The organism is Vibrio sp. B172a, assembly GCF_030248355.1.
GTDB lineage: Bacteria > Pseudomonadota > Gammaproteobacteria > Enterobacterales > Vibrionaceae > Vibrio > Vibrio owensii.
Map to the genome: position 1 here is coordinate 95933 of NZ_JAHGAC010000006.1, position 22604 is coordinate 118536.

Here is a 22604-nt window from a genome sequence, read left to right on the forward strand (position 1 = left end):
CTATCTGTTGGATTGCTGGGCGTTTTTCTCTACTATTGTTTATTCAAAAACACGTAAATTACGACACAGTTCGAGGGAACGAAAAGGATGTTTTGGGACAGTTCGCGTCTATTTAGGCTGATTGGCTTTCTTTGCTTATTGTTAGCACAGCCACTTCACGCGACCATTTTATCTTCCGCTTTGCTTAATGAAGCTCAGCAACTGGCTGAGATCGACCCTGTACAGGCAAAACAAGCGGCCAAAAACTACCTTTTGCAACGCGAACTGACAGAGCGCCAAGACAACGGCAGCCCTTCTTCAATGTCTCGTGAAGAGACCGACCGTAGCATCCGCACGCCAAGCAGCACGATTGAAGCACACAAAATCATCGCGCAAGCCGACTACACAATGGGCAACATTCGCTCTGCCATCAATAACCTTGATGAAGCAGAACGCCTCGCCAACGAATATCAATTGCCGTACATGAATCTTGATGTGCAACTGATGCGCAACCAAATGATTTGGATGTACGACAAAAACTATGTAGCCGCAGAAGAAAAGCTCGACCAAATCGAAAAGCAGATTGAAGAAGCCAATCCAGTATTACAACGAACCGACAGTGTTCGTTATCGCTTGGTCATGCAACGAGCACTATTAGCAGCCAACAGTGGTGATAGCGTTAATGCCGATCGCTTATACACAAAAGCGAAAACCATGCTGGAAGACAACCGTTCTGATCTGACTCTGATTGATTACCACACCGCTGTTGGCGAGTTTTATCTGAACGACAAGAAATACAACCTTGCCCTTTCAGAGCTGCTCTATGGTTACTGGCAATCCATTGAAAGCGATAGCGGCGCGCGCCTTGCGAAAGTAAATCGCTTACTGGCTCGCCTGTTCCAAGAGCGCCGAGTCTATGACAAAGCAATAGAATACCTCTCTCAGGCGGCTGATTATTACGATAGCTACCCAAGTTCACCGATTTTGGCCGACGTGCTAGAGCAAATGGGCGACATCTATTTCTACCAAGGCAAGTTTAATCTGGCTTTGGTGCACTACTTCAACGTACTGGACCATGACAGCACCAGTAAAAACATCAACCGCATCATTAAGATTCGTCTGAGCTTAGCGGCCACTTACTTACAGCTCTACAACTATGCATTAGCGGAACAATACCTAGACCGCTCAACCGATCTGTTGGAGTACGCAGACCTGCCTCAACTGGAAGCCAAAGCAGCCTTGTTGCAGTCTGGCTTGGCGTACCACCAAAACGACAGTAAAGACGTCATTGAAAACGCTAAACGAGCGCTCGATTTAATTGAAAAAGCCCCAGATGATACCGGCTTTATCAAACAACAATCTTATCGTTTATTGGGTCTGGGCTATGAACAAGCTGGCGAGTACCAACTGTCATTACAAGCGTATAAGAAATACGCCAGCCTAGTACGCCTAGAACAAAAGCAGCTCAACCAAATCAGTGAAGATGCGTTCCGCCAACAAAAAGAATTTGCAGAGCAAAGTATTCATCACGTAGGCCAAGCTGAGAAATTGGCACAAGTCGAAATGGAGCATCGCAAATTCCAAAAAATCTCGTTTGCGTTGTTCATTACTGTCTTGGTCATGTTCCTGTTCATCATGCGCCGTGGTGTCATCAATCAACGCCAAACCGCTGAGATTGAAAAACTGCGTAATGACCTGTTCACCCACTCTCGTTCTCGTCTGCGTAACCTACGCATGCTGAATGTGAAATTGTCCCGCTCATTGAAGAAATCGAGCGACACATTCGAACAATGGCAAATGGGTGAATTGATTCACGAGCCTTTGAACGACCGTTTGCGCTTCGTGATGATCGATCTGCCATTCCTGCGCAGTATGTACGTTCAGCATGGTTACAAAGCCGGCTTAGAGTTAGAACGTGCTTTTGGTGAGTTCCTAGCAGAACGTATTCAGAAGCCGACACGTTTGTACCATTTCTCCGATGCAAACTTGTTGTACATCGAACCAAATGCCGATCGTGACGCATCAGCAGAAGCAACGTTCGAAAAATTCCAAAGCTGGGTGGATGAGTTCGCGGCCAAGCACAACGTCAACCGCATCATCCGAATGGGCATCAGTGACTACCCATTCTTACCACGTGCATACACGGCAATTAACGATGAAGAATTACTCGATCTATTGCTGCTCGCCACACACATTGCGCGTGAAGTCAGCTTAAAAGATAAACACAGTCATTGGGTGTTCTTGAAGGCCATTGATAATGCTCCGGCAGCGAGCTTTGCAACCGGTGACATAAGGACTGCATGCCAACACGCCATCAACCAAGGGCTAATTAAAATTCATTCTTCGTACAAGAATGAGGACGACATCAAAAAAATATTAAAAAACGGATAATTAACCAACGGTTGAGCGTGATCAGTGATGACGCTATAAAGTTTTTTGTTATTATCAAATAATCGTCAGTAGTACATGGACTTAACCGTAGTCACTTCATGGGAATCTTGGAATCCGATATTCAGTCGCAGCTTCATCAGCTGAGTTGTCAACTTGACCAACTCAGGCTGACTCATCGTGATACTTCGCTCAAATTTCAACGTGAGCAGCAAGTTCTTAAGCGAGTTGTGGCATCATTGTCTTCTGCTTGTCAGGGTTCAAACTCTCAAGTAACCAACTACCTGCGCGAAATTCAGCAAGAACTGGAACATCAAAAAGATGTCAGTACGCTGATACCTCGCTTAGCAGTGCTAGAAAGAATGCTCAAACAGCAGTCTAAGGCGATGGAAAAACAAAACGGTTATCTCGACGAACAAATCAAACACAGTGGTGAAACGCTTCAACGTATCACCGGATTGCCTGCGCAGCTAAAACGTGAATTGCGCAATCTGATGAGCTTTTCTGAAGTTCATGCAGGCAAGAAAGTTGACCAAGCCACCAAGCTACTGAGCATCTACGAGCGCGCGCTCAAGATCATCACTTCCAATTCTCGCCTTAACCTTGGTGAATTAGAACACGGCCCAGATAAGTCCCAACTAGAGTGTCTTGCAAGCGACTTGCAGCACACCATCACCGAACTCGATTTTGAAGGTGAGTCTGGCGACCAACTGTTGGATATCCGAGCGAAGTTGCTGTTGGGGGTTAACGCAGAATCTCTGATCGAACTGACTTTAAACACCCTCAAATTGGTCGTAGAAGCGACTAAGTACGAGCGCAAATCATCAGAGCAGTTCTTAGAGCAGTTGAACACCTCACTGTCTAGCAACCTAAAAACGGTTCATCAAAACGTCGACCAGCATCAAACCTACTTTGAACATCGCCAAGAGCTGAACTCAGAGATGACCACTTTGGTTGAACGCAGCCAAGAATCTCTCGAACACGCGCAAGATCTCGAAGAGTTGAAAGGTGAAGTATCACCATTGCTGGCTAAGATGGCCTCTTTGACTGAACGCTTAAGAATGACCGAAGAGCGCGAACAAGCCCTTCAAGAACGCTTAAGCTACAGCAAAAATCAGCTGGAAGCGGTATTTGAAACAACTCAAGACTACCGTCGCCGCTTGGAAGACCAAGCACAACGCATGCTGTTAGACCCTTTGACGAAGGTATACAACCGTGCCGCTTTCAATGATCGCTTAGAGTTGGAATACCGTCGTTGGATTCGCTCACAGCAAAATCTTCGTGTGGTTCTGTTTGATGTTGATAACTTTAAAGCGGTTAACGACAGCTATGGCTACACCGCTGGCGATAAAGCACTCAAGATCATTGCTCGCACCATGAGTAAACGCGTCGCTGATACAGAAACCGTGGCTCGTTTTGGTGGTGAAGAGTTTATCTTACTCATCCCAGAGCAAACAGAAGAGTACACACTTGAGCTGATGAAAAACATCCAGCGCGACATCAGCAAATTACCATTCAAGTTCCGTGAACAGAACATCATGATCACCCTCACGGCCGTCTCTACTTGCTTTAAAGAAGCGGACAACCCTGAATACGTATTAGATCGCCTTGCCAATATGCTCAAAGACGCCAAGCAGCGCGGCGGTAATCAGGTGAACTGGGGTTAAAAAGCGTTTAAAAAACAACCAAACAAACGCTTTTTACGTCTTGTTCTGTCATATTGCCTCAAATTTTCAACGGGTTATCACGTTTCTCCTCTTTTAGTCTGCTAAGCTGTTTAAACGCTATAAAACAAAGTCTGCCAACCACTGAGTAGAACGATACGTACAAGCTAAGTAGGTGAGTTGGTTTATTCCCTCAAAAGAACGCATTAGCAAGGAGGCCTTATGATTACCCATATAAGCCCCGCAGGTAGCATGGATCTGCTATCACAACTGGAAGTTGAACGTCTTAAAAAAACCGCATCAAGTGAGCTTTATCTGCTCTACCGTAACTGTACACTTGCGGTCCTCAACTCCGGCAGCCACACCGATAACTCAAAAGAGCTATTAGACAAATACCTTTCGTTCGATGTTAACGTCGTACGTCGTGAGCGCGGTATCAAACTTGAACTAGCCAACCCACCTGAACACGCATTTGTCGATGGTGAGATCATCAAAGGCATTCAAGAGCACTTGTTCTCGGTTCTCCGTGACATCGTGTATGTCAACATGCACCTCGCGGATAACCAGCGTCTGAACCTCACCAATGCCACGCACATTACCAACCTCGTGTTCGGTATTTTACGCAATGCTGGTGCACTAACGCCGGGCATTGAACCTAACCTAGTGGTGTGTTGGGGTGGTCACTCGATCAACGCGACCGAATACCAATACACACGCGAAGTGGGTAACGAACTTGGCCTGCGTGAACTAAACATCTGTACTGGTTGTGGTCCGGGTGCGATGGAAGGCCCAATGAAAGGTGCGGCAATTGGTCACGCGAAACAGCGTTACAGTGAGCAACGCTACCTTGGCCTAACAGAGCCTTCAATCATTGCGGCTGAGCCACCAAACCCAATCGTGAACGAACTGGTGATCATGCCAGACATCGAGAAACGCCTCGAAGCCTTCGTTCGTATGGCGCACGGCATCGTGATCTTCCCGGGTGGCCCTGGTACTGCCGAAGAGCTGCTGTACATCTTGGGTATCATGATGCACCCAGAAAATGCAGACCAACCTATGCCGATCGTCTTAACCGGCCCGAAAGAGAGTGAAGCTTACTTCCGCTCTATCGATGCGTTTATTGCCGATACATTAGGTGAAGAAGGTCAGAAGCACTACCAAATCGTGATTGATGACCCAGCGGAAGTGGCGCGCATCATGAAACGTTCAATGGATGATGTTCGCCAACATCGTAAAGAGAAAGGCGACGCATACAGCTTTAACTGGTCGTTGAAAATAGAGCCTGAGTTCCAGCTACCATTCGAACCAACTCATGAGGCAATGGCAAGTCTAGATCTGCATTTGAACCAACAACCGCAAGTACTGGCTGCAAGTCTTCGCCAAGCCTTCTCTGGCATCGTTGCGGGTAACGTCAAAGCGGAAGGGATTCGAGAGATCGAACGCAAAGGTCCATTCACCATCAACGGTGACCCGGTACTGATGACCAAACTCGACAAGCTATTGAAAGACTTCGTAGAGCAACACCGCATGAAACTACCAGGCGGTACTGCTTACGAGCCATGTTACCGTATTGCCCATAAGGAAAATGGTGGTCGATAGATAACTCAGCTTTGGTTACACTAGGGGCATTACGCCCCTTTTTTATTGCTAAGTCATTATGTCTATTCATCTTGTTATCATTGATGCCCTAAACCTGATTCGCCGCGTGCACTCAGCGCAACCTGATCCAACTGACATAGCAAGAACCATCACCACTACAGGTAGAACCCTGACTCGCATTCTGTCTGAAGCGCAGCCGACGCACATCATTGCGGTATTCGATCATCACGAACAAGACCGAGGTTGGCGCGCAGAAATCCTTCCAGACTACAAACAGAACCGTAAACCTATGCCAGAACCATTGATGCAAGGCTTAGACGCCATTCAACAAGCGTGGTGGGAACAAGGCATTGATTCACTGCTGTCTGAAGGTGATGAGGCAGACGATCTCGTTGCGACCCTTGCAACCAAAGTCGCGAGTCACGGTGAAAAAGTCACGATTGTCTCGACCGACAAAGGCTATTGCCAGCTGCTCTCCCCGACTCTTCAGATCCGAGATTACTTCCAACACCGCTGGCTAGATGAACCGTTTATCGAAAAAGAGTTTGGCGTAAAACCATCTCAGCTTGCGGATTATTGGGGGTTGACGGGAATCAGCTCAAGCCAAGTTCCGGGCATTCCGGGTGTTGGCCCTAAAGCAGCCAAAGAGATCTTAACTCAATTCGAAGACATTGAAGCCGCGTACGCGAGCGAAGAGCTGGTACCGAAATATCGTAAGAAGTTTGATGAACATATTGAGTCAGCCCGCTTATGTAAAAGAGTTGCGGCGTTGAAATGCGATATCGAACTCGGCTTTAACCTACAAGACATTCGCTTTACCGGACCAAATAAAGCGCAATAGCAGCCAACTTCAGACATTAAAAAGCGCCTATTACAGGCGCTTTTTTGCTTCTACTCTATCGTATACTAATGCGTAGATTAGTGCGGAGAGATGTTGGACAAACACTGAATGTGAATCGTGATCTCTTCGCGGTCATGGTACAAATGCTTAGCTTGCAGCTTGAATTTCACCTTGTTCTCAATCAGGAACATTTTTAGGTTTTCAAGATCTTGCAGCACTTCATCGTAACGACCTTTCATTGGAAGCTTCAAGTTGAAGATCGCTTCTTTCGCCCAACCTTTTAGCAGCCATTGCCCCATAAGGTGCGCAACGCGTGCTGGCTTCTCAACCATGTCACACACAATCCAAGTAACGTTCTTACGGTCTGGTTCAAACTTAAAGCCATCCACCATGTGGTGCTTGATTTGACCCGTTTCCATTAGGCTATCCGCCATCATGCCGTTGTCCACACAGTGAACGAACATCGAACGTTTAACCAATTGGTAAGTCCAACCGCCCGGACAAGCACCTAGGTCAACACCCCACATACCTGGCGCTAAACGCTCATCCCATTCTTCACGAGGAATGAAGACGTGGAATGCTTCTTCTAGTTTCAAAGTAGAACGGCTTGGCGCGTCTGCTGGGAACTTAAGGCGAGGAATACCCATAAAGAACTGCGAGTTGTTGCCCGGGTATGAGTAGCCGACGTAACAATGACCCGGAGCCACAAAGCAAATATGCAGCACAGGCTTCTTCGCGTTGTCTTTGTTCCACATCAGACCTTTACCACGCATCGCTTGACGCATTGGTACCGTGAACTTACGGCAGAACTTCAACAGCTCTTTTGCTTCGTTCGTGTCTGGGGTTTCAATGCGCAGATCGCCACAACGTGGGAATTCTTCGATTTCTGACAGTTCAGCAAGGATTGGGCTGATGCGGTCGTCGCTTGGTAGCGCTTCAAACTCAGCCGCCACAGCAAACATCTGACGTGCAAAAATCAGGGCGCTAAAGTCCAAACCTTTAGCAAGCTTGTCTGCGTCTCCATCTTGGTAACACTCGAAGACAACATAACCTGAGTTTTTCTTCACACGAGGGAAGCCATACACTTCCAACTGTGTCGCTTTGTCCTGAATTTCACCAGCACACTCTTTCTCAAAGCCAGAACGGCAATAGAGCATTAGTTGTTTCACTTGGAGACCTCTTTGATATTAAACGCAGCAAAAAAGAACAGACACCAACCGATCATGAACAAGAACCCTCCCATAGGAGTGATAGGTCCAAACCACTTAATGCCCGTCAGCGCCAGCGCGTAAAGACTGCCGCTAAAACAAAAGATGCCGATGATAAAGCAAATCGCGGCGATGAAAAAATACTTTTGTGCTTTTTGTCCCAAATTCAACAGCAGCAAGATGGCACACAATGCGATAGCTAAAGTATGGATGAATTGGTACAAAACGCCGGTTTCAAACACGCCCAACAAATAAGGGGATAACTTAGCTTTCAAACCGTGCGCTGCAAATGCACCTAACGCCACCGAGGTTAAGCCAGAAAGACCAGTAAACGAGAGTAACCACTTACTTTTCACGGTACACCTCTTTAATAAATGCCGCTAACTGCTCGACCGTCGAGGCAATGTTGCCTGCTTCTGTGTAACCCGAACTCTTACGAGGCTTAAAGCTGTGGTCACCATCGGGCAAAAAGCGCACTTGCACTTGCTCTGACAACGCAAAGCCGTCGAATTCTTCGCGCTTGCCGAATGTATCGCGCTCACCTTGTAGAATTAAGGTTGGCTTTTCAATTTTGGCCAGATGCTCGCCTTTGTATTTCTCTGGCTTGCCTGGAGGGTGAAAAGGAAAACCTAAACAGGCAATGCCCGCCACCAGCTCATTGTCGGCAAGCAAGCTCGACATGCGACCACCCATCGATTTGCCACCAATAACAATAGGTTGAGAAGCAAAGTGAGTGATCACTTCTTCATAAGCTTCCAGAAGCTTTGGTGCACGATCGGGTGGACGCTTCTTGCCGTCTTCCGCTCGCTTAACCATGTAAGGGAAATTAAAACGCACCACGCGTATGCCCTGCTCAACTAATCCTTTGGCAACGGCAGACATGAAATCGTGTTCCATGCCCGCACCAGCGCCGTGAGCAAAAATAAATAGCGGTCCGTTTTCAGGTCCCTCAACTATCCAATGGCTCATCCAATACTTCCTCTTGTTCTTTTCTTGCAGTGGCCAACATCCAGTCCCTAAACGTTGCGATACGTCCCATGTCCGCTTGCTGTTCGTGACACACTACATAGAAGGCATTCTTTGACACCAACACCTCATCAAATGGCGCAATTAAGCGTCCCGCTTCCATTTCAGGTTTGGCTAATACGTTGTTTCCAAGTGCGACACCTTGTCCGTGCGCAGCCGCTTGAAGCACCATGGTCGAGTGGCTGAAAATAGGGCCATGATTTACATTGATACCTTCAATATTGTGCTGACGAGCAAACTGCTTCCAATCTTTACGAGAGGTATCATGTAACAAGGTATGCAATTTAAGGTCACTTAGAGATTCTAATGGTTTGTTACCTAAAAGTAACGAAGGTGAACAAAGTGGGATCAAAAACTCTTGGTAGAGTTTATCGGCACGCAAACCAGGCCAATTACCGCGACCATAATAGATAGCAACATCGACATCATCGGTCAGTGAACCTTCGTCCATATCTACCGCTTTAATACGTACATCAATGTCCGGTTCTTGCGCGTTAAAATCAGCCAAGCGCGGAACCAACCACTGAATAGCAAAGCTTGGTGGCAAACTGATGGTCAATGCACCTTTTTCACTACGTTCCAATACCTTATCGGTCGCTTCTGCAATCGAAGTGAAGATATCTTTAATGTCTAGGAAGTAACTTTGCCCTTCTTCGGTAAGCAAGAGAGAGCGATTTCGGCGACGGAAAAGCTTCAAAGATAAGAACTCTTCTAACGCTTTTATTTGGTGACTTACTGCCGCTTGGGTAACGAATAGCTCTTCAGCAGCACGGGTAAAACTGAGATGACGAGCAGCCGCTTCAAAAACGCGAAGCGAATTCAACGGAGGCAATCTGCGAGACATTATGGGACCTCAAGTAGGATTAGTTTTTTTTATCTGAAACATTATAAAATGTCCGTTGCCGAACAGCCAGATAAATTCTATATTTCATCCCGCAACACGAGCCTGAACGGCTTGATTCCATTTGTGAATCAATTGGCTTCGTTGTTGCGATGTTGTGTTTGCAAACTCGTATTTCGAGTTAGGTAGATTTCTACCATATGTTTTGTCCACACTCCCTGTGACAAAACAGATACTTCCTGTATTTATTTTGACCTGTCTGTCAAATTTCTTGCACCGCCTTATTAGGCGGTGTTTTTTTATCTAAAAAATCTCACCTTCTTCTTCCTTCAGAAAATGGCATCAGCATCACTTTTCCGTTCTCATTTCGGATTAATTATCGTTATATCAATACAAATTCCGAAGGATGCGATTGAGGTCAATCTTATCACTTCACAAAGAATAATTTTGCGTGCGCTAGAACGAAAAAAGCGCAAACTGATTTCTCAATTTGCGCTTTTGTGACTGTCTGTTTTACAACACGATTATGGGCGGTAAACCTTCACGTTGTTGAAGCCTTGTTCTTGCAAGTAAAGCGCTTGCAGACGGCTCATCACACCACGGTCACAGTACAGTAGGTATGTCTTAGCTTGGTCTAGATCGCCAAACTGAGTACCCAGCTTGTAGAATGGAATGTGTTTCACATCAACGCCATCGATTTCTAGTGGGCTATCGTCTTCCTCTTCAGGGCTACGAATATCCAATACGATTGCATCGCCTTCTACTGCTTGTACTTGCTCAACTTCTGGTGCCGCTTGCTCAGATTCTTTCGCGATGTCACGGATGTCCATCATGCGAGCTTCTTGAACCACTTGCTCAAGGATGCTGAAGTCGAATTTCTCTTCTTCTGCTTCTAGCTTGCCTTTCACCGCTTTCACAGTTGGCTTTTTAGAGATAACACCACAGTATTCTGGCATTGTCTTCGCAAAGTCTTCTGTACCGATTTCACGCGCTAGGTTGATGATGTCTTCTTTGTCCCAGTTGATTAGCGGACGAAGAATCAGCGTGTCTGTCACGTTGTCGATGTGGCGTAGGTTCGTTAGTGTCTGGCTTGATACCTGACCTAGCGCTTCACCGGTTACCAAAGCTTCGATCTTCATCTTTTGAGCGATCATGCCAGCTGCACGCATGAACATACGCTTCAGAATCACGCCCATTTGGCCGTCATCCACTTTCTCTAGGATTTCTGCCACTACTGGTTCGAAATCAACCGAGATGAAACGTACTTTTGCTGAAGAACCGTATTTGTTCCATAGGTAGTGAGAGACCTGCTTAACGCCGATTTCGTGTGCTGGACCACCTAGGTTAAAGAAACAGTAATGTACTTTTGAACCACGTTTGATGTGTAGGTAGCTTGAAACACCAGAGTCGAAACCACCTGAGATAAGGCTCAGTACGTCTTCTTGTGTACCTAGTGGGAAACCACCTAGACCTTTATGACGCGCCAACACTTGGTTTAGCTTGTCGTTAGTCACTTCAACGTTGATTGTTACGTCTGGCTTGCTTAGCTTAACTCGAGCGCTTTCTACCGCTTGGTTAAGACCGCCACCTACGTAACGCTCCAGTTCAATAGAAGTAAAATCGTGTTTGCCACGACGCTTAGCGCGCACAACGAAAGTTTTACCTTCGATCAGTGAACCGCTTAGCTCCAACACTTGCTCGAAGATGTCGTGCAAGTCTTTGAATTCGGTTTGTTTTACTTCAAGAATGTGGTGAATACCTGGCGTGTGCGTCAGGATTTCTAAAACTTCAGCGTGAAACTCGTCACTCTCAGAGGTCACTTCAATGTGATCACGACGGTTGAATACCGCGACAGATTCCGTACGGCTCTTAACGATGTTACGAATGTTGCACTCTAAAATCTTTGTGAAGCGCTTACGCACAGATTCACTTTTTACAAAAATTTCTGGATGGGGCTTTACAATAAATTTCATAGTCTAGTTCGCAGGTTAGGTTCGCAATCAACAATGAGTGAAAACTCCGCACTAGGTGTTCATACGCAACAACATCATGAGTTGTTCACACCCAGCTTTGTGAGCTCACTTTTAAAGGCGCAAGATTATACACCCAAGCGAAATGGAAAGACAAAAAAAGCGAGCCAACGCTCGCTTTTAGTATAAGAACAAATGTTTGGTTATTGAATTACTGGCACTTCTTCACTGTAGAGTGGCTCGCCTTGCATGATGCTGATTTCAACGCGGCGGTTTAGCGCTCGGTTTGCATCCGAATCGTTTTGGGCCAATGGCTCAGTATCTGCCATGCCACGCACGCGTAAGCGTTGATGCGAGAACCCCCTAACCTTCTCCATTTCTTGGGCAACCGACACCGCACGCTGCGACGACAGATCCCAATTAGAGCGGTACAGTTCAGAATCCAGCGGTTGATTATCCGTATGACCTGATACTCGAACAATTCCCGGGACATCTTTGACCAATTCCGCGATTTGACGCACTAACGGTCTAAACTTCGGTTGTAAGAACGCAGAACCCTCTGGGAAAGCACCTTTCTCACGCATTCGAATTACTATCTGCTGACCAAGGTTTTCAACTTCTATGGCTCCTTGCTCAATCTCACGTTCCAACGCTTTCTTGATGCTTTCCATCAAGGTGTCCATCTCTTGCGAAGTTTGCTCAGACTGCTGCTGTTGCATGTCTGATTCCGCCGATTGGTTGTTTTGCGTTGACGTTTCTGGTGATTGACCACCGGTTAACTTGCCTTGGTCGCGCTTAGTGCCACCCGCTCGGTCAGATTCCCCCTCGTGAAATTCTAACGTCTGCTGGGTAATGTCCATGGTCTGCTGCATGATGACATCAATTGGCGTTGGTTCCGGGCGACCCGGTCTAAACTCTTGGGCAATGATGCTGGTGCCTTTTGGAATGTCCTTCACCTCAAGTTGGTTCTGAACACCGAAAGCAAACTTCATCGACCCCGCGATCTGTTTGAACTTCAGTACGTCCATTTCCGAAAACGAAAGCAGCAGTACGAAGAAACACATCAGCAATGACATCAAGTCAGCGAATGTCCCCATCCACTGGGGGAGACCGGGTGGCGGACAATCACATTTATTATCTTCATCCATCAGATGACCTCCAGATTAGTCGTCAATCTCAAGGGCGCGCTTGCCCTCGTTGAGGTAGTTCTTCAGGTAACTATCGATAACTCGCGGGTTTTGACCATCTTGAATGGCGAGCACTCCGTCCATGATCAAGCGACGGTTTAACGTTTCTTGATCACGTCGCAGTGACAATTTGTCCGCAATCGGGAAAAACAGCATGTTAGAAAGCACCGCACCGTAAAGCGTGGTCAACAAGGCAACCGCCATCGCAGGACCGATCGCTTTTGGGTCATCCATATTCGAAAGCATGGCAACCAGACCAACTAACGTACCAATCATCCCCATCGCTGGCGCTACATCGCCAAATGCGCGAAATACACCAGTACCTTGGGTGTGACGCTCGTCAGTTAGCGCAATGTCTTTTTGTAGCGCGGCACGCACCACGTCTGCATCATGGCCATCCACCAACAAATCGATGCCTTTTTGCATAAAGCTGTTGTTGATTTCCATCTCTTCTAAAGCAAGGAAGCCGCCTTTACGTGCTGCGTCTGCCATTTCTACAATCTTCGCGATCAAGTCTTCCGGCTCGTCCGCTTTAAACATGAATGCTTTGCCCGCAATTTTGGTTGCGCCGAAAAACTGCCCTATGGTGAACTTCATCAATACTACAAACGTTGAACCACCAACGACGATTAGGATTGAGGTGACGTCGATGAACATGCTGATGCTGCCACCTAGCACCATCGCCATGATGACGAATGCAAAACCACCAATCAAACCTATTAGGGTTGCTAAATCCACAAAGCACTCCTCTCGCTATACTCAAATATTGCCTAGTCAGGCGAATTATTACTTGTATCGACAACTAGAACAGTTTTTTTAGAAAAATCTTGGTCAATACATCACAAAATGATCGTTTAGGCTCGAACTAAATGATCGAGATTGTCTTATCAGACCCGTTGAGCGCTAATTTTGTGACAATTATGTAAGGTTAAATTTGACCAACTTAGTAGGCTAAGGTAACTTGCGTGCATTCTATTAGAGGCTTGATTAAGGCAGATAAAAGATGGCGGTCAAGAAACCAGAAAACATGACCTTCGAAGCGACCATTGAAGAGCTAGATAGCTTGGTTGATCAACTAGAGAATGGCGATCTTGCCCTAGATGATGCTCTACGTAAATTTGAACGTGGCATTGCACTGGCTCGTGCTGGTCAAACTAAACTGAGCGACGCCGAGCAGCGCGTAAGCATTCTTCTTAGCGAAGATGATGAAGCACCACTGAGTGACTTCAACCCTGAGTCAGAATAATTATCAGTAGTGAGCAATGTGATGCAAGAGACATTGACGTCTTATCAACAAAGAAATAACCAACAATTAAACCTGTGGCTGGAGCAACTTCCTCATCAAGAACAGCCGCTGATTCAAGCGATGAAATACGGCCTGTTGCTAGGCGGAAAACGTGTTCGTCCATTTCTTGTGTACATCACAGGTCAAATGCTGGGTTGTAAGCCAGAAGATCTCGACACTCCCGCTTCTGCGGTTGAGTGCATTCACGCCTACTCTCTTATCCATGACGACCTGCCTGCGATGGATGATGACGAACTGCGCCGTGGACAACCTACTTGCCACATCAAATTTGATGAAGCGACAGCAATTCTCACCGGCGATGCCCTCCAAACTCTTGCCTTTACTATCCTTGCAGAAGGTGAACTGAATCCGAACGCTGAAAGCCAGCGTATAAAAATGGTACAGGCACTTGCGCAAGCGTCTGGCGCGAGCGGCATGTGTCTTGGACAAGCGTTGGATTTAGGTGCAGAAAATCGTCGTGTTTCTCTCGCAGATTTGGAAGAAATTCATCGCAATAAAACCGGAGCGCTGATTAACTGTGCGGTAAAATTAGGTGCTTTAGCCGCTGGTGAAAAAGGCCTAGAAGTTTTGCCACACTTAGAACGTTACTCAAAAGCGATCGGTCTGGCGTTTCAGGTTCAAGACGATATTCTTGATATCATCAGTGACACTGAAACACTGGGTAAGCCTCAAGGTTCAGACCAAGAGTTGAACAAGAGCACTTATCCATCGTTGCTGGGTTTAGAGGGAGCAATGGAGAAAGCTCACACTCTGCTACAGGAAGCGCTTCAAGCATTGGAAGCAATCCCATACAATACTCAGTTACTCGAAGAGTTCGCCCGATATGTCATCGAGCGCAAGAACTAACACTATAAGCGCGCATTTATATGACTCTTGATATTTCAAAGTACCCAACACTGGCGTTAGCAAATACACCGGAGGAGTTGCGTCTTCTTCCGAAAGAAACATTGCCAACTTTGTGCGATGAACTACGCACGTATCTGCTAAATTCAGTGAGTCAGTCTAGCGGACACTTAGCGTCTGGCTTAGGCACGGTAGAGCTAACCGTAGCTCTGCATTATGTTTACAACACCCCTGTTGACCAGTTGATCTGGGACGTGGGCCATCAGGCTTACCCACACAAGATTCTCACTGGTCGTCGTGATCAGATGCCAACTATCCGTCAGAAAGACGGTCTTCACCCATTCCCATGGCGTGAAGAGAGCGAATACGACACCCTTTCTGTTGGTCACTCCTCAACTTCTATCAGTGCTGGTCTTGGCATGGCCATCAGTGCGCAAAAAGAAGGTGAAGGTCGTAAAGTCGTGAGTGTGATTGGTGATGGTGCGATTACAGCAGGTATGGCATTTGAAGCCATGAACCATGCTGGTGACGTTCATCCGGACATGCTAGTGATTCTGAACGACAACGAAATGTCGATCTCAGAAAACGTCGGTGCACTGAACAACCATCTTGCTAAAGTGCTTTCTGGCAGCTTGTACACTTCTATCCGTGAAGGCGGTAAGAAAGTGCTGTCTGGCGTTCCACCAATTAAAGAGTTGGTGCGTCGTACTGAAGAGCATCTGAAAGGCATGGTGGTACCAGGAACTCTGTTTGAAGAGCTTGGCTTTAACTACATCGGCCCAATCGACGGTCACGATGTGAATGAACTCGTCAAAACGCTGAAAAACATGCGTGAGCTAAAAGGCCCTCAATTCCTGCACATCATGACCAAGAAAGGTAAAGGTTATGAGCCAGCAGAGAAGGATCCGATCGGCTACCACGGCGTACCAAAATTTGACCCATCACATAGCAGCCTACCTAAGAGCAGCGGCGGTAAGCCTACCTTCTCTAAGATCTTTGGTGATTTCCTATGTGATATGGCCGCTCAAGATCCTAAGCTAATGGCAATCACACCAGCGATGCGTGAAGGCTCTGGCATGGTGCGTTTCTCGAAAGAGTACCCAAGCCAATACTTCGATGTTGCCATTGCAGAGCAACACGCTGTGACACTTGCTACCGGTATGGCGATTGCAGGTGATAGCCCAATCGTTGCGATCTACTCAACCTTCCTACAGCGTGGTTACGACCAATTGATCCACGACGTTGCGATTATGGACTTGCCGGTGATGTTCGCTATCGACCGTGCTGGTCTGGTTGGTGCAGATGGTCAAACTCACCAAGGTGCGTTCGACTTAAGCTTTATGCGTTGTATCCCAAACATGGTGATCATGGCTCCAAGCGACGAAAACGAATGTCGCCAGATGCTGTACACAGGCCATAAGCATACAGGCCCAAGTGCCGTTCGTTACCCACGCGGTAGCGGTATGGGCACAGAAATCGAAAAAGACTTCACTGCACTTGAAATCGGTAAAGGTCGTATCGTTCGTAAAGGTGAAAAAGTGGCAATTCTCAGCTTCGGTACCTTCTTAGGTAACGCGTTAGAAGCGGCTGAAAACCTAAACGCAACGGTAGCAGACATGCGCTTTGTGAAGCCACTTGATGAAGCCTTGATTCGTCAACTAGCCGCAGAGCATGATGTTCTAGTTACACTAGAAGAAAACGCGATTGCAGGTGGTGCTGGCGCGGGTGTGATTGAGTTTATGATGAAAGATAAGATCATCAAGCCAGTACTCAACCTTGGCTTGCCAGATCGCTTCGTTCCTCAAGGCACACAAGACGAGCTACACGAAGAGCTTGGCTTAGATACGAAAGGCATCGAGAAGTCGATCAACGATTACTTAGCCAAATAAGCGAACGTAATACAACGAAGTAAATACAGAAAAGGGATGCCATAGCATCCCTTTTGTTTGTCTGTCGCTTTAGCTCTTTAAAGATAGGTATTACATCCAACCTGCGTATTTCGCCACTAAGAACAGCGCGATACCCGCCATAATGCCCGCCACGATATCATCAATCATGATACCTAAGCCGCCGTGAACACGTTTATCTAACCAACCGATTGGCCACGGTTTTACCATGTCAAAGAAGCGGAACAAGATGAAACCGGTGAGTAACCATTTCCACTCTGTTAGCGGAATATTCAATGCAGGTACTAAACTCATGGTAATCCAAAAACCTGCAAATTCATCCCACACGATCGAACCATGGTCGTGCACACCCATATCATCGGATGTCACCTGACAAATTTTAATGCCAACCAAACAAGAGATAAGCACAACAACCACATAAATAGGGAAAGGCAATTGAGCAAGCAACAAGAACAATGGAACCGCCGCAAGCGTCCCCATGGTGCCTGGAACAACAGGCGATAAGCCGCTACCAAAACCTGTCGCTAATAAGTGCCACGGGTTCTTTAATGAAATCAGAGAGAGAGGGTTGGTCATTTCCTTTAAACCTATACTACGAGTTTGGTTTCAATCTTAGGCTAGAGCCTAGCTCAGATCATTTGAAGTGGTCAAAGCCACTGAGATCCCAATCAAGAGGTTGATTGTTATCATGCAGCTCAAACGTACCTTTTGGTCGTATCTGACCAATGCACGTTACTTTACACCCAGTATGCGACAAAGCACTTTTTAGTGAGCCATGGTTTTGTTCTGGCACGGTAAAGCACAGTTCGTATTCTTCACCACTGGATAAAGCATACTGCTGCGCGCTCACCTTATCATCTAAAAACTGAACCAATTCTGAAGATATTGGCAGTTGGGAAACATCCAAACTGACTCCAACCTCGGAACGCTTAAGAATGTGTTTAATATCAGAAATCAAACCATCAGAGATATCAATCGCCGACGAAGCGAGTCCAACTAACGCTTGCCCTGCTAAAACTCGAGGCGTACTGAGATAATGTGCCTTCTCTAACTCTGGCGCAGCAACTCGAGTGCGTAATGTGTTGTCGAGCACAACATCGAGCCCCGCTTTCGCATCGCCAAGGTTACCCGTCACGTAGACCCAATCTCCGACTTTTGCCCCTGAGCGAGTAAGAGCTTTACCCTCAGGTACAAAACCTTGCACCGTCAAGGTTAGACTTAATGGCCCCTTTGTCGTGTCACCGCCAATTAACTGAATCCCGAAGTAATCAGCTAGGTCAAAAAACGCATCACAGAAAGGCGCTAACCATGCTTCGTCAGGCTCTGGCATCGTCAATGCAAAACTGACCCAAGCCGGCGTTGCTCCCATTGCCGCTAAATCACTGATATTAGAGGCAAGCGCTTTGTGAGCGACCCAAGCAGGATTCGCCTCTGCGAGAAAATGAGTCCCCGCCACCAGCGTATCGGTACTAATAGCTATCTGCACATTCGCAGGGGCCTTTACTAACGCGCAATCGTCACCCGCAGCGAGGTGTACGTCTTTACGCTGGCTTTGACGCCCAACAAAATACTTATCGATTAAACTGAATTCACCAGACATTGTTCACTGACTTTTTGATGTAAAAGTTTTTGATACAAAAAAGGTCAGCATGTGCTGACCTTTTTAATGAAGAAATCGTTATTTCTTACGTACGTGTGGCGCCGCTTTATCTAGCACACCATTCACAAATTTGTGGCTGTCTTCTGCCGCGAATACTTTAGCAAGTTCAATCGCTTCGTTGATTACCACTTTGTAAGGAACATCTTCGCGACGAGTCATCTCGTACATAGCAAGGCGAAGAAGAGCAAGTTCCATCATGTCTAGGTCCTGCATTGGACGAGACACGTATGGACGGATTTTGCTATCTAGCTCAGAGTGGCTAAGTACAACACCGCTTAGTAGTTCACGGAAGTAAGCTACGTCTGTTTCTGGAGCAGCTAGTGCAGGCTCAGATGCGTGAAGTTCTTCTTCATCGTATTTGTCGCCAGACAAAAACTGTTCTTCGATCGTGGCAACATTATCTTTAGTAATTTGCCATGAATAGATCGCTTGTAGCGCGAATTGACGTGCGTTACGACGTGCGGCTGGTTTCACACTGGCCCCCATTAGGAATCAATTTCAGATAGTACATTAATCATTTCAAGTGCGCTTAGTGCAGCCTCTGCACCTTTATTACCAGCCTTGGTTCCTGCGCGTTCAATCGCTTGATCGATAGTATCAACAGTCAATACGCCAAATGCTACTGGAAGGCTGTATTCCAGAGAAACTTGTGCAAGACCCTTGTTACATTCACTACAAACATAATCAAAGTGTGGAGTACCGCCACGGATTACTGTACCTAGAGATACGATAGCATCGTACTTACCAGTTTTAGCAACACGTTGAGCTACTAGAGGTAGTTCTACGGCACCTGGACAACGAACAACAGTGATGTTGTCTTCGCTTACTTGTCCGTGACGCTTTAGTGTATCGATCGCACCAGAAAGTAGGCTTTCGTTAATAAAACTGTTGAAGCGAGAAATAACGATAGCAATTTTTGCATTTGGCGCTGGGAAGCCACCCTCGATCACTTTCATAAGCTTTCCTTTAACTCTATTTATAAGTGAAAATTGTTCATCAAGTGAGAATCGCCGGATTCTATCACAAATTTGTGAGCAATATCTAATGGAAATTGGAGACGAATCACGAGTTCCTAGCCACCACTATGCTAAGTGAGCTGACGACTAGGAACGGATCGCTTGGTAATTATTCGCAGATGTACTCAACGACGTTGAGACCAAATCCGCCAAGTGCGTGGTATTTCTTGTTAGTAGAAGAAAGCAGACGCATGTCGTGGATGCCTAGATCAGCAAGGATTTGCGAACCAACACCAACACGGCGAGATGTACCTTGCTTCTTCGCTAACGTTGGCGCTTCGCCTTTGTCTTGTGCTTCAAACATTTTCACGCGATGGATAAGCAGGTCTGTTGACTCTTCGTTGCCAAGGACAACCAATACACCACCTTCTTCACCGATGCGTTTCATTGCCTTCTCAAGAGTCCAGCTGCGCTCTGCATTACGGTCGCTGCGAAGCACATCCGTAAATACGTCTTGGAGGTGAACACGAACCAACGGCGCTTCAGATGCTAAATCACCTTTACACATTGCGTAGTGTACTTGGTTGTCGATCGTGTCTTTGTAAGTCACAAGCGTGAATTCGCCAAATTCCGTTGGTAGCGCACACTCAGCAACGCGTTCAATCGTTGTTTCTGTGTTGTTGCGGTATTCAATAAGATCTGCAATGGTGCCTAGCTTAAGATCGTGTTTTTCTGCAAACACTTCTAGGTCTGGGCGGCGTGCCATCGTGCCATCGTCATTTAGAATTTCTACGATAACCGATGCCGGCTCAAATCCAGCAAGACGAGCCAAATCACAACCCGCTTCTGTATGACCAGCACGAGTTAGAACGCCACCATCTTGGGCTGCAAGAGGGAAAATATGACCCGGCTGCACTAGGTCAGCCGCTTTCGCGTTTGGCGCAACCGCAGCTTGAACAGTGCGAGCACGGTCAGCAGCAGAAATACCCGTTGTTACACCTTCAGCCGCTTCAATAGAAACGGTAAAGTTCGTGGTGTATTGCGCGTTGTTGTCTTGCACCATCGGTGGAAGACCTAGGCTTTCACAACGAGCTTTTGTCATAGTAAGACAGATCAAGCCACGACCATGCGTAGCCATAAAGTTGATAGCTTCCGGCGTAATGTGCTCGGCAGCCATGATCAAATCACCTTCGTTCTCACGATCTTCATCATCCATTAGGATGACCATTTTGCCCGCGCGAATATCATCAATAATTTCTTGTGGCGTGCTGATAGGCATATTCTGTTTCCCGTTATTCAAAAATTTCTTATTGCAGCAGCAATGTGTTTAACGTCTTGGTTAGGCATGGATGCTGGCTTTAGTTAGCAACGAGTTTGAACCTAACCTTTATTAAGTCAATTAACCTGATAACGTTCTGTGATTATGGTCTGCTTCGCTTAAGCAAAACCATTTTGCTGCAAGAATTCCATCGTGATGCGGGATTCTTGCGTCTCTTCCTTTTGGCCTTGTAACAAGCGTTCCATGTAGCGAGCTAATACGTCCACTTCTAGGTTCACTTTACGGCCAACTTGGAACTGATCGATGGTCGTTTCTTCACTGGTGTGAGGAACAATCGTCAGTTTAAAACCATTCTTACGTAGGTCATTCACCGTCAGACTAATGCCGTCTACCGTGATAGAGCCTTTCTCTGCGACATACTTAGTGATTTCGGCAGGCATCTCTACCCAAAACTCAATCGCACGACCCACTTGGTTACGTTCAACAATCACACCCACGCCATCAACATGGCCAGAAACAATGTGACCACCAAAACGTGTCGTCGGCAACATGGCTTTTTCTAGGTTCACTTTATCGCCAACTTGGTATGCAGCAAAACCTGTTTTGTTCAGCGTTTCCAATGATAAGTCTGCACTGTAATAGTTGCTACCGAAGTCTACGACCGTCAAGCAGACACCATTAGTAGCGATACTGTCGCCTAACTTCACGTCAGCCATATCCAACTTGCCAACTTCTACCGTTACGGTGATGTCTTCGCCTTTTGGCGTAATCGCAGTTAGTTTGCCAACTGCTTCTACAATTCCTGTAAACATAATGCTTCTTTCTAGCTTTGGTTGCGTTTGACGGTTGCGGTGATGCGAATATCCACACCCACCATTCGAACGTCGGTAATAGTTAAGTCGATAACTTGCGCCATCTCAGTCAGGCCAAGCGCGCCAATTAACCCTCGACCATCGCTGCCCATCAACTTAGGCGCAAGATAAACGATCAGTTCATCTACAAGGTTAGCTTTGATTAGTGAGCTCGCGAGTGTCGCTCCTGCTTCAACCCACAAATGGTTTATATGAGATACGCTTGCGACCGCTTTAAGTGTTGCCGCCAAGTCGACTTGACCGTTTTTATCTAGCTCAGGTGCAATATCGCCACCTTGGCTAACAATAATACGCTCACCGTCAGTATTAAATAGCTTTAGATCATCGCTAAGTTGAGACTGACGATCCAAAATAACACGAGGAGGCTGGCGAACTTCATCTTGTGGATAGTGCGCTTTCACACTGTTAGGCAAGTCGTCCCAACGCACGTTCAGTGATGCATTGTCATCAATCACTGTTTTACTGGTTGAGAGAATACCGCCACTCAATGCACGGTAACGCTGCACATCTTGGCGAGCCTTTGGGGAGGTGATCCATTGGCTCTGGCCATTGCTGAGCGCACTTTGTCCGTCTAAACTGGCCGCCATTTTTAGCTGAACGTATGGCATGCCCGTTTGCATAAATTTGATGAAGCCTTTGTTCAGTTCAATGGCTTCGTTTTCTAACAAGCCAACCTGAACTTCTACCCCAGCATCACGCAGCATTTGGAAACCACGTCCTGCAACTTTCGGATTTGGGTCTTCCATCGCACAGACAACACGAGTCACTTTGGCATTGATTAACCCTTCAGCGCAAGGCGGTGTGCGACCATAGTGAGAGCAAGGCTCCAATGTCACATAAGCCGTTGCACCTTCGGCTTTATCACCCGCCATACGCATTGCATGGACTTCAGCATGAGGTTCACCCGCTCGGTGATGATGACCTTCGCCAACTATCTCACCGTCACGGACAATAACGCAGCCTACGTTAGGGTTAGGTGCTGTGGTGTAAATGCCGCGTTTCGCCAACTTGAGCGCACGCGACATCATTTCGAAATCTTGAGGGGTAAATTCTGAAGAGAGAGATTGTTGAGCCATGA

At 46.8% G+C, this 22604-nt stretch carries 21 protein-coding genes; 7 read left to right on the plus strand and 14 right to left on the minus strand.

Going from position 1 to position 22604, the window contains the following annotated elements; all coding sequences use genetic code 11:
* Positions 1–87 precede the first annotated feature (87 nt).
* The 4 genes from KIT90_RS07825 to xni all read left to right on the plus strand — a co-directional run bounded on the left by KIT90_RS07825 (position 88) and on the right by xni (position 6471).
* A complete protein-coding gene (locus KIT90_RS07825; RefSeq protein ID WP_285376102.1) occupies positions 88–2370 on the plus strand; it encodes a lipopolysaccharide assembly protein LapB in 2283 nt (760 codons plus the stop codon).
* Positions 2371–2468: 98 nt separating this feature from the next.
* The gene (locus KIT90_RS07830; protein WP_009705632.1) at positions 2469–4034 is read left to right on the plus strand and encodes a diguanylate cyclase; all 1566 of its coding nucleotides are present in this window, start codon (positions 2469–2471) and stop codon (positions 4032–4034) included.
* Positions 4035–4253: 219 nt separating this feature from the next.
* Positions 4254–5630, plus strand: coding sequence for a nucleotide 5'-monophosphate nucleosidase PpnN (gene ppnN, locus KIT90_RS07835; RefSeq protein ID WP_038896248.1), 1377 nt, complete (start codon positions 4254–4256; stop codon positions 5628–5630).
* A gap of 58 nt (positions 5631–5688) precedes the next feature.
* Complete coding sequence (xni, locus tag KIT90_RS07840) at positions 5689–6471, plus strand: flap endonuclease Xni (RefSeq protein WP_199483108.1); 783 nt, start codon at positions 5689–5691, stop codon at positions 6469–6471.
* A gap of 77 nt (positions 6472–6548) precedes the next feature.
* On the opposite strand, the gene rlmM is transcribed toward xni, so the two are convergent.
* The 7 genes from rlmM to pomA all read right to left on the minus strand — a co-directional run bounded on the left by rlmM (position 6549) and on the right by pomA (position 13441).
* Positions 6549–7640 (minus strand): 23S rRNA (cytidine(2498)-2'-O)-methyltransferase RlmM, encoded by a 1092-nt coding sequence (rlmM, locus tag KIT90_RS07845; protein WP_020196461.1) that lies wholly within the window; start codon positions 7638–7640, stop codon positions 6549–6551.
* Complete coding sequence (locus KIT90_RS07850; protein ID WP_005440144.1) at positions 7637–8035, minus strand: DUF423 domain-containing protein; 399 nt, start codon at positions 8033–8035, stop codon at positions 7637–7639. Before KIT90_RS07850 ends, rlmM begins: the two co-directional genes overlap by 4 nt.
* Positions 8025–8648 (minus strand): alpha/beta family hydrolase, encoded by a 624-nt coding sequence (locus KIT90_RS07855; protein WP_285376106.1) that lies wholly within the window; start codon positions 8646–8648, stop codon positions 8025–8027. Before KIT90_RS07855 ends, KIT90_RS07850 begins: the two co-directional genes overlap by 11 nt.
* Positions 8629–9549 carry a transcriptional regulator GcvA gene (locus KIT90_RS07860; RefSeq protein WP_009705628.1) on the minus strand — a complete coding sequence of 307 codons (921 nt, stop codon included), beginning with the start codon at positions 9547–9549 and terminating at the stop codon, positions 8629–8631. Before KIT90_RS07860 ends, KIT90_RS07855 begins: the two co-directional genes overlap by 20 nt.
* Positions 9550–10070: 521 nt before the next feature.
* On the minus strand, positions 10071–11519 hold the full coding sequence (thiI, locus tag KIT90_RS07865) for a tRNA uracil 4-sulfurtransferase ThiI (protein WP_032802606.1): 1449 nt from the start codon (positions 11517–11519) through the stop codon (positions 10071–10073).
* A 200-nt stretch (positions 11520–11719) separates the two neighbouring features.
* Positions 11720–12664 carry a flagellar motor protein MotB gene (locus tag KIT90_RS07870; RefSeq protein ID WP_285376109.1) on the minus strand — a complete coding sequence of 315 codons (945 nt, stop codon included), beginning with the start codon at positions 12662–12664 and terminating at the stop codon, positions 11720–11722.
* 15 nt (positions 12665–12679) lie between these two features.
* Entirely contained in the window at positions 12680–13441 is a 762-nt protein-coding gene (gene pomA / locus KIT90_RS07875) for a flagellar motor protein PomA (RefSeq protein ID WP_005440154.1), read from the minus strand.
* A 265-nt stretch (positions 13442–13706) separates the two neighbouring features.
* Between pomA and xseB the strand changes: the two genes are divergently transcribed.
* Genes xseB through dxs form a run of 3 tightly spaced genes read left to right on the plus strand, consistent with a single transcriptional unit; the run spans position 13707 to position 16741 of the window.
* Positions 13707–13949 (plus strand): exodeoxyribonuclease VII small subunit, encoded by a 243-nt coding sequence (gene xseB / locus KIT90_RS07880; protein ID WP_005427560.1) that lies wholly within the window; start codon positions 13707–13709, stop codon positions 13947–13949.
* A gap of 21 nt (positions 13950–13970) precedes the next feature.
* The gene (gene ispA, locus KIT90_RS07885) at positions 13971–14855 is read left to right on the plus strand and encodes a (2E,6E)-farnesyl diphosphate synthase (protein ID WP_005440174.1); all 885 of its coding nucleotides are present in this window, start codon (positions 13971–13973) and stop codon (positions 14853–14855) included.
* A 20-nt stretch (positions 14856–14875) separates the two neighbouring features.
* Positions 14876–16741 carry a 1-deoxy-D-xylulose-5-phosphate synthase gene (gene dxs / locus KIT90_RS07890; protein WP_285376111.1) on the plus strand — a complete coding sequence of 622 codons (1866 nt, stop codon included), beginning with the start codon at positions 14876–14878 and terminating at the stop codon, positions 16739–16741.
* A 90-nt stretch (positions 16742–16831) separates the two neighbouring features.
* On the opposite strand, the gene pgpA is transcribed toward dxs, so the two are convergent.
* The 7 genes from pgpA to ribD all read right to left on the minus strand — a co-directional run bounded on the left by pgpA (position 16832) and on the right by ribD (position 22602).
* Complete coding sequence (gene pgpA, locus KIT90_RS07895; protein WP_005440178.1) at positions 16832–17335, minus strand: phosphatidylglycerophosphatase A; 504 nt, start codon at positions 17333–17335, stop codon at positions 16832–16834.
* A gap of 58 nt (positions 17336–17393) precedes the next feature.
* A complete protein-coding gene (thiL, locus tag KIT90_RS07900) occupies positions 17394–18359 on the minus strand; it encodes a thiamine-phosphate kinase (RefSeq protein WP_285376114.1) in 966 nt (321 codons plus the stop codon).
* Between the two features lie 78 nt (positions 18360–18437).
* Positions 18438–18905, minus strand: coding sequence for a transcription antitermination factor NusB (gene nusB, locus KIT90_RS07905; RefSeq protein WP_005440182.1), 468 nt, complete (start codon positions 18903–18905; stop codon positions 18438–18440).
* On the minus strand, positions 18905–19375 hold the full coding sequence (gene ribE, locus KIT90_RS07910; RefSeq protein WP_005440184.1) for a 6,7-dimethyl-8-ribityllumazine synthase: 471 nt from the start codon (positions 19373–19375) through the stop codon (positions 18905–18907). Before ribE ends, nusB begins: the two co-directional genes overlap by 1 nt.
* A gap of 169 nt (positions 19376–19544) precedes the next feature.
* Positions 19545–20654 carry a bifunctional 3,4-dihydroxy-2-butanone-4-phosphate synthase/GTP cyclohydrolase II gene (ribBA, locus tag KIT90_RS07915; RefSeq protein WP_005440186.1) on the minus strand — a complete coding sequence of 370 codons (1110 nt, stop codon included), beginning with the start codon at positions 20652–20654 and terminating at the stop codon, positions 19545–19547.
* Between the two features lie 158 nt (positions 20655–20812).
* Complete coding sequence (locus KIT90_RS07920) at positions 20813–21466, minus strand: riboflavin synthase (RefSeq protein ID WP_005440188.1); 654 nt, start codon at positions 21464–21466, stop codon at positions 20813–20815.
* An 11-nt stretch (positions 21467–21477) separates the two neighbouring features.
* Complete coding sequence (gene ribD, locus KIT90_RS07925) at positions 21478–22602, minus strand: bifunctional diaminohydroxyphosphoribosylaminopyrimidine deaminase/5-amino-6-(5-phosphoribosylamino)uracil reductase RibD (protein WP_285376116.1); 1125 nt, start codon at positions 22600–22602, stop codon at positions 21478–21480.
* Between the last annotated feature and the right edge of the window lie 2 nt (positions 22603–22604).

Bases quoted from the DNA above. Each gene is read 5' to 3' on its own strand.
- KIT90_RS07825 (WP_285376102.1), top strand. From the start codon at position 88: ATGTTTTGGGACAGTTCGCGTCTATTTAGGCTGATTGGCTTTCTTTGC.
- KIT90_RS07830 (WP_009705632.1), top strand. From the start codon at position 2,469: ATGGGAATCTTGGAATCCGATATTCAGTCGCAGCTTCATCAGCTGAGT.
- ppnN (WP_038896248.1), top strand. From the start codon at position 4,254: ATGATTACCCATATAAGCCCCGCAGGTAGCATGGATCTGCTATCACAA.
- xni (WP_199483108.1), top strand. From the start codon at position 5,689: ATGTCTATTCATCTTGTTATCATTGATGCCCTAAACCTGATTCGCCGC.
- KIT90_RS07855 (WP_285376106.1), bottom strand. From the start codon at position 8,648: ATGAGCCATTGGATAGTTGAGGGACCTGAAAACGGACCGCTATTTATT.
- KIT90_RS07860 (WP_009705628.1), bottom strand. From the start codon at position 9,549: ATGTCTCGCAGATTGCCTCCGTTGAATTCGCTTCGCGTTTTTGAAGCG.
- thiI (WP_032802606.1), bottom strand. From the start codon at position 11,519: ATGAAATTTATTGTAAAGCCCCATCCAGAAATTTTTGTAAAAAGTGAA.
- KIT90_RS07870 (WP_285376109.1), bottom strand. From the start codon at position 12,664: ATGGATGAAGATAATAAATGTGATTGTCCGCCACCCGGTCTCCCCCAG.
- xseB (WP_005427560.1), top strand. From the start codon at position 13,707: ATGGCGGTCAAGAAACCAGAAAACATGACCTTCGAAGCGACCATTGAA.
- ispA (WP_005440174.1), top strand. From the start codon at position 13,971: ATGCAAGAGACATTGACGTCTTATCAACAAAGAAATAACCAACAATTA.
- dxs (WP_285376111.1), top strand. From the start codon at position 14,876: ATGACTCTTGATATTTCAAAGTACCCAACACTGGCGTTAGCAAATACA.
- pgpA (WP_005440178.1), bottom strand. From the start codon at position 17,335: ATGACCAACCCTCTCTCTCTGATTTCATTAAAGAACCCGTGGCACTTA.
- thiL (WP_285376114.1), bottom strand. From the start codon at position 18,359: ATGTCTGGTGAATTCAGTTTAATCGATAAGTATTTTGTTGGGCGTCAA.
- nusB (WP_005440182.1), bottom strand. From the start codon at position 18,905: ATGGGGGCCAGTGTGAAACCAGCCGCACGTCGTAACGCACGTCAATTC.
- ribE (WP_005440184.1), bottom strand. From the start codon at position 19,375: ATGAAAGTGATCGAGGGTGGCTTCCCAGCGCCAAATGCAAAAATTGCT.
- ribBA (WP_005440186.1), bottom strand. From the start codon at position 20,654: ATGCCTATCAGCACGCCACAAGAAATTATTGATGATATTCGCGCGGGC.
- KIT90_RS07920 (WP_005440188.1), bottom strand. From the start codon at position 21,466: ATGTTTACAGGAATTGTAGAAGCAGTTGGCAAACTAACTGCGATTACG.
- ribD (WP_285376116.1), bottom strand. From the start codon at position 22,602: ATGGCTCAACAATCTCTCTCTTCAGAATTTACCCCTCAAGATTTCGAA.